The organism is uncultured Mailhella sp., from assembly GCF_905187505.1.
Taxonomy (GTDB): domain Bacteria; phylum Desulfobacterota; class Desulfovibrionia; order Desulfovibrionales; family Desulfovibrionaceae; genus Mailhella.
In genome coordinates, this window is record NZ_CAJJIC010000127.1 from 1 (window position 1) to 6,908 (window position 6,908).

Annotated in this window: 6 protein-coding genes; 3 read left to right on the plus strand and 3 right to left on the minus strand. The window is 60.0% G+C overall.

What is annotated here, in order from left to right; genetic code table 11:
- Nucleotides 1-362: 362 nt before the first annotated feature.
- From QZZ60_RS09790 to murI, 3 genes are read right to left on the minus strand one after another with little or no spacing between them, the layout of a single operon-like run.
- Nucleotides 363-1,391, minus strand: coding sequence for a pseudouridine synthase (locus QZZ60_RS09790; RefSeq protein WP_295640949.1), 1,029 nt, complete (start codon nt 1,389-1,391; stop codon nt 363-365).
- A 1-nt stretch (nt 1,392) separates the two neighbouring features.
- Entirely contained in the window at nt 1,393-2,214 is an 822-nt protein-coding gene (truA, locus tag QZZ60_RS09795; protein ID WP_295640950.1) for a tRNA pseudouridine(38-40) synthase TruA, read from the minus strand.
- Nucleotides 2,214-3,101, minus strand: a complete 888-nt coding sequence (gene murI, locus QZZ60_RS09800; RefSeq protein WP_295640952.1) for a glutamate racemase — start codon at nt 3,099-3,101, stop codon at nt 2,214-2,216. The genes truA and murI overlap by 1 nt, the downstream gene beginning before the upstream one ends.
- A 246-nt stretch (nt 3,102-3,347) precedes the next feature.
- Here murI and QZZ60_RS09805 point away from each other — a divergent pair, with 246 nt between their 5' ends.
- The 3 genes from QZZ60_RS09805 to dnaK all read left to right on the plus strand — a co-directional run bounded on the left by QZZ60_RS09805 (nt 3,348) and on the right by dnaK (nt 6,856).
- Nucleotides 3,348-3,596, plus strand: a complete 249-nt coding sequence (locus tag QZZ60_RS09805; protein ID WP_295640954.1) for a hypothetical protein — start codon at nt 3,348-3,350, stop codon at nt 3,594-3,596.
- Nucleotides 3,597-3,702: 106 nt separating this feature from the next.
- Nucleotides 3,703-4,503, plus strand: a complete 801-nt coding sequence (gene aroD / locus QZZ60_RS09810) for a type I 3-dehydroquinate dehydratase (protein ID WP_295640956.1) — start codon at nt 3,703-3,705, stop codon at nt 4,501-4,503.
- Nucleotides 4,504-4,954: 451 nt separating this feature from the next.
- Nucleotides 4,955-6,856, plus strand: a complete 1,902-nt coding sequence (gene dnaK / locus QZZ60_RS09815) for a molecular chaperone DnaK (RefSeq protein WP_295640958.1) — start codon at nt 4,955-4,957, stop codon at nt 6,854-6,856.
- Nucleotides 6,857-6,908 lie beyond the last annotated feature (52 nt).

Below are 6,908 nucleotides of genomic sequence, written 5' to 3' on the forward strand. Positions count from 1 at the left end.
AATATTTATAAGATATAAAATGATAAATTGATGTGTAACAATAAAATATAAATTCTGGACTACCTCGTAAAAGAATAGTTTGTTCAGTATTTTCATGGGTGTTTGTTATTTACTTGTGATTTTAAGGGCGCTGACTTGAACTTCTCGGGTAAACGTCCTCTCTTTTTCAATGTCCTCCTATATACTTTGACTTGTATTCTGCTCCTAAAGACTCTTTTCTTGCTTTGAGCTAAACGGGTTCATATATTCCTTGCACATTCTCTTGTCGAGCATGATATATTCCCTATCTTGGTCCTGTAGATATTTTTTGATTGTCGCTTCTTTCAAAAACTACTGTGCTTGACTATGCCTCCAGTTTTTCTTCAGTCCTTGAGCCAGCGCACGGCGGCCTTTGCGGCGTTCTGTCCCAGCGCGTCGAGCCATACGGGCAGGGCGAGGGCGTCGAAGGCGGGCATGAGAAATCGTGCATGGTGCAGAAAGAAGGTCTCGTCCAGGCGCTCTTCGGGATGAAAGAGCGCGCCGTAGCGGCGGTCGCCGAGAAGCGGATGCCCGAGAGAGGAGCAGTGAGCGCGTATCTGATGGCGCGCTCCTTTTAAAATGGTGCATCCGGCAAGGGTCACGGATTCGGGCAGACTGCCCGTCCAGCCGTGTTCCGCGAGTCGGAGGGCCCGGGCGAGAGCGGCAGCGTCCAGAACGGCCAGAGGATGCACGCGTGTGTGGCGGCGTCTGTCGGGGTGGGGCGCAAGCTCCACGAGCACCCGGCTGCGGTTTTTGAGAATGAGCTTCTGGTCGGCCAGCATGTCATGTGTGAGCGTGCCTTCCAGAAGGGCAAGATAACGTTTTTCGGTGCGCCCCTCCTCCTGTGCGTCGCGGTAAAGGCGTTCGCCTTTCTCATCCAGCGCGGCCAGCGTGAGCCCCGATGTGGGATAGTCCAGTCTGTTCAGAAGTCGCGCGTCTCTCCGGTCGCCGAGAAGCGCGGGCAGAAGATTCTGAAGACTGGTCCCCGGCTTGCCCGCGAGGGATTCCGTGTGCATGGAGGCAGGTTTGCAGAGCGCGGCCAGATGCGTCGTGCTCACAATGAGCCTTGCATGGTCTTCGGGAAAGAGCCGGTCCTCTTCAAGAGTTCCTTCCCCGGGCGTGTCCGGGGACGGGAAGGCGTTTTTTTTCGTATCCGGGCCGGCGGCGTCTTCGGAGCTCGCTTCATCATGAATTTCCACCGTGTCGCCTTCCCTCACTTTGCGCGCGGGAGAGGCGGAGCGTCCGTTCACGAGAGCGAGGCCGAGTTCGCAGAGCCTTCGGCGTCCGCGCAGGCCCATGTCCGGAAGAAGGCGCCCGAGCACCTTGTCCAGACGGGCGTCGTTTTCCCCGGCGGAAACGGTCAGTCGATTCATGTCATGCATCCCTGCTTATCCAGCCTTCCGGCATGGGATCGCCTTCGTACCATATCTGCGTCATGGTGAGCCCCTGGGGCGGAGCGGTGAAGGGCGCCCTGCGTCTGTCGCCGGAGGCGAGCAGCGCCGGAATGGCCTCCGGGTCGAACTTGCCGCGGCCGCAGGCAACCATGAGCCCCACGAGATTGCGCACCATCTGCTTGAGAAATCCGTTGCCCTCGAAGCGCACGTCGATCTGACGACAGCCCTCGGGAAGGGCCGCCTCTTCTGTGCGGGCGGGAGAGCGCGTGATGGAAAAAAGCGTGCGCACCGTGCTTTTGTGCGGCGTGCCCGCATTCTGCAGGGCCGCAAAGTCGTGCGTGCCCGTAAGGTGCGCGACGGCGGCGTCGAAACGGTCCATGTCGAGCGGGCCGCAGGCCCACACGAAGGGGTAGAGCTTGGGCGGCGTGCAGAGATGGTCGAGCCACAGAGAATAGGTATAGGCCTTTCTCTTCACGCTGAAGCAGGCGTCGAAGCTGTCGGGCACGATGCGCGCGTCGGTCACGCGGATGTCGCGGGGCAGAAGCGTGTTCAGCGCAAGCTGCCAGCGCACGTTGACGCGGTCTTCAGGAATGTCGCAGTGGGCCACCTGTGCGTCGGCATGCACGCCGGCATCGGTACGCCCGGCGCCCTGCACGTGAGTGGGGCGGCCTGCAACATGGGAGACGGCCTTTGCCACAAAGGCCTGCACGGTGGGAGGATCCTCCCTGTCCTTCCAGGCCTGAATCTGCCAGCCGTGATAATGGGTGCCTACATAGGCGAGCGTGAGTTTGAGACGGGGCATCAGAGCGTTACCAGTTCCACGGTACAGGGTGCTATGGGAATGCCGAGGAAAAGTTCGCCCATGCGGGTGAACCTCGGCACGTCGTCGGTGGTGAGAAAGCGCACGGAGCCGGGGCACAGAGGCATACCCACGTCGGGACCGGCGCCGCGGGCAAGATGCTTTTCCTGAAGGAGTCTGCGCACGTCGCGCGCCGTGTAGCCTGCGGAATCCACAAGCGTCACGCCTTCGCCCGCGACATGGGCTATGGCGTTGCGCAGAAGGGGAAAATGGGTGCAGGCGAGCACCAGCGTGTCGGGCACTTCCAGTCCCTGTTCGCGGGGGTCGTGAAATATCTGGTCCAGATACCGGGCCGCCAGCGCCTCGGCCAGCGGACCTTCCAGAAGTCCGTCTTCCACCATGGACACGAAAAGAGGACAGGCCAGCGCGGAAATGCGCGCTTCCGGCATCCGGCGCAGAATGGCCCGCTCGTACGCCCGGCCGCGTATGGTGCCGCTTGTGGCGATGACCGCGATGTAGCCGCTCTTCGTGGCCCGGCAGGCGGCTTCGGCCCCGGGTTCCACCACGCCCACCACGTCGATGTCGGGAAAGGCGGCCTGTACTTCGGGCAGCGCGGCGGCCGTAGCCGTGTTGCAGGCGATGACGAGCAGCTTTATGCCCCTCTCCACCAGCTTGGCCGCGGCTTCCAGCGCGTACCTTTTCACGGTGTCCACGCCCTTGGTGCCGTAAGGCATCCTGGCCGTGTCGCCCAGATAAAGAAAGGACTCGTTGGGAAGCTGTTCCCGCATGGTCCGCAGCACCGTCATGCCGCCCACGCCGGAGTCGAAAAGTCCGATGGGCAGCTCACGTTGTGCGGAAAGGCTTGAAGATATGCCCTGAGTGGTGATCATGAAGGCCTCGCATCTTGAGAGTGGGGGTTCCTTTTCCTATCGCGCGGGCGAGGGAAAGGTCAATGCCGCAGATCCCTCCCGGCGGGACGACCTGAATATTTTGCGCAGGAACCACTTTTCATGCCGCAGGCGTCTTGACAAGAACTCTGAACTGGAACAAACACAGTACAAGGAATCCCGGCCATAGTTGCCGGTCTCCCAGGCCCTTGCGGCCAGTGATTTTTTGATGTTTTGAGGGCTTTTTGCATGAGTTCCGCTTCGGTCACGCTCAGAGGTACAGTTTCTCCCCTTGAAGGCGGCCCCTGCCGCGTTGCGCTTCTTGACAATGAAGAACAGGAATGGCCTATCTTTCCTCGCGGTGCGGGGTCCGATCTGGCCGAGATGGTCGGGTCTCCCGTGGAATTGCTTTGCAATGTCATGGATGAAGACCAGCGTCAGATCTATGTGCGTTCCTACAAGTTCCTTGACGAAGCGGACAACGACCCCTGGCTCTGATTGAGTCGGGCACGTGCCTTTCGTTTTTTTTCTGCAGGAGCTTCATGCGTCCTCGGATGCATGAGAGGTCTTTGTCTGCGCACCGTCTTTCTGCTTTGAAATCACCATGGACATCGCTTTGAAACAACGCCTGAACATGGGAGGGGGGCGACCTTGCATCATCGTGCCGCTGACCTCCTCTTCTTTGCAACGACTGGTTGAGGAAGCCTCGGCGCTGGCCTCGCTTCCCGTCGACGTGGCCGAGTGGAGAGTGGATATGTTCTGCAGCTCGTCGGGGGTGGATGAAAAGGCCGTCACGACGGCGCTGGCCTCGCTCAAAAAGGTGATTTCCGTGCCGCTTCTGGCCACGTTCCGCACCATGGACGAAGGAGGCTGCTGTCCCGCAGGCGACGGAGAGTATGAGTCGCTTTGCGACGTTCTCTGCGAAAGCGGTCTTGTCGACCTTCTGGACGTGGAGGCATTTTTCCGTTCCGGCAGGGCAAAGGACATCATTGCCCGGGCTCATGCCGCAGGCGTGGGCGTGGTGGCGAGCAATCATGATTTTCAGGCCACGCCGCCGAAGGCCGAAATGGTGCGCCGTCTTCTTTACATGCAGGACGAGCTTGACGCGGACATTCTTAAAATCGCCGTCATGCCGCACAGCCGCGCCGACGTTCTTGCGCTGCTTTCCGCCACGGAAGAGGCGTCGAGACGGGCGAAGAGGCCGGTCGTTACCATGAGCATGGGGCCGCTCGGCGTGATAAGCCGCGTGTGCGGGCAGTTCTTTGGCAGTGCCGCCACCTTCGGCGCGGCAGAAAAGGCCAGCGCTCCCGGTCAGATGGACGTCGGCTCCCTCGACATGGTGCTGCGCGCGCTGGATGAGGCGTGCGGAGAGAATGCCCCGAAGACTGATGCGCTTGTCGAATGAATCCTTGACGTCGATTTTCTCCGCGTGATTTTTGGAACGGCTTCGCGTCTTCTGCATACGACGGTGCATGCCCGCCGCAGGGTACTTTTCAGACTTTTCAGTTTTCCGGGGCTTCGCCCTCCTGTTTCCGCCCTGCCTTTGCTGCAAAAGGCAGGGTTTTTCGTGTCCTGAGCATGGAGGAAGAGACGGCGGAAAGGGACGGTCGCGGCGGGGCCTGCCGAAGGAAATGCGGGCTCTTCTCCCGCGACATTCCAGAAGAGGACCCGAAACCTTCCGATGAGCGGGCCGGGAGACTCATTGTCTGCCGGAGGGATGAAAACGACAATTTTCAAAAAAGTTTTCTCTTCCCCCCTAGACGGCGCGCAAAACGGAATTACCTATTGCGTGTAAGAGTTCAGCCGCAAGGCGCGCTCTTCCCCAACAAGTGCAATATCTGAGGAGGACATATAGTATGGGCAAGATTATTGGTATCGACCTTGGCACCACCAACAGCTGCGTTTATGTGATGGAAGGCAAGGAGCCCAAGTGCATCTCCAACCCCAATGGCGGCCGGACCACTCCGTCCATCGTCGCTTTTACCGATAAGGAACGCCTGGTGGGCGAAACCGCCAAGCGTCAGGCCGTCACCAACCCCGACCGCACCATCTTCGCCGTCAAGCGTCTGATGGGCCGCCGCGCCGATTCACCGGAAGTGCAGCACTGGATGCAGCACGCTCCCTACACCATCGTGGCTTCCGCCAACGGCGACGCCGCCGTGCGCGTGGACGGGCATGACTACAGCCCTCAGGAAATTTCCGCCGTCATTCTCGCTCAGCTCAAGAAGGACGCCGAAGCCTATCTCGGCGAGCCTGTGACCGAAGCGGTCATCACCGTCCCTGCCTACTTCAATGACGCTCAGCGTCAGGCCACCAAGGACGCCGGCAAGATCGCCGGTCTTGAAGTGAAGCGTATCATCAACGAACCTACGGCTGCCTCCCTGGCTTACGGCTTCGACCGCAAGGCCAACGAAAAGATCGCCGTGTACGACCTCGGCGGCGGCACCTTTGATATCTCCATTCTGGAAGTGGGCGACAACGTCGTCGAAGTTCGCGCCACCAACGGTGATACCTTCCTCGGCGGCGAAGACTTCGACCAGCGCATCATCCGCTACATGGTGGATGAGTTCAAGGGCCAGTACGGCATCGATCTCTCGCAGGACCGCATGGCTCTGCAGCGTCTGAAGGAAGCGGCCGAAAACGCCAAGAAGGAGCTTTCCAACTCTCTGGAAACGCAGATCAACCTGCCCTTCATCACCGCCGACGCCACCGGCCCCAAGCATCTCATGATGACCCTGACCCGCGCAAAGCTGGAACAGATGGTCATGGATCTGGTCGAGCGCTCCATCGAACCCTGCCGCAAGGCTCTCGCCGATGCCGGCCTCACCGCTTCCCAGATCGACGAAGTGGTTCTCGTGGGCGGCATGACCCGTATGCCTCTCGTGCAGAAGAAGGTCGGCGAGTTCTTCGGCAAGGACCCCAACCGTTCCGTGAACCCCGATGAAGTGGTGGCCATGGGTGCTTCCATCCAGGGCGCCATCCTTACCGGCGACGTCAAGGACGTGCTGCTGCTTGACGTGACCCCGCTTTCCCTCGGCATCGAGACCATGGGCGGCGTGTTCACCAAGCTCATCGACCGCAACACCACCATTCCTACCCGCAAGAGCCAGACCTTCTCCACCGCTGCGGACAACCAGCCTGCCGTCGACATCCACGTCCTGCAGGGCGAACGTCCCATGGCGGCCGACAACATGACTCTGGGCAACTTCCAGCTCACCGGCATTCCCGCCGCTCCCCGCGGCGTGCCGCAGATTGAAGTCACCTTCGACATCGACGCCAACGGCATCGTGAACGTGTCCGCCAAGGACCTCGGCACCGGCAAGGAACAGTCCATCCAGATCAAGTCTTCTTCCGGCCTTACCGAAGAAGAGATCAACAAGCTGGTGCGCGAAGCTGAAGCCAACGCCGCCGAAGACAAGAAGAAGCAGGAAACCATCGAAGCCCGCAACCAGGCCGACGCCCTCATCTACGCCACCGAAAAGTCCCTCAAGGACCTCGGCGACAAGGTCGACCCCGCAGTGAAGGCCGACGTGGAAAGCAAGACCGAAGTGCTGAAGAAGGCCATGGAAGGCACCGACACCGAAGCCATCAAGAAGGCTTCCGACGATCTTTCCCAGGCTTCCCACAAGCTCGCTGAAATGCTCTACAAGAACGCTCAGGCTCAGCAGCAGGGCGCTCAGGCCGGTCAGCAGGCTCAGCAGAACTCCGGCAAGAAGGACGACGACGTGGTTGACGCCGACTTCACCGAAGTGAAGTAAACATCATCCAGCCAAGGATACACGAAGGGCCCCGCTCCCGTTTGGGAGCGGG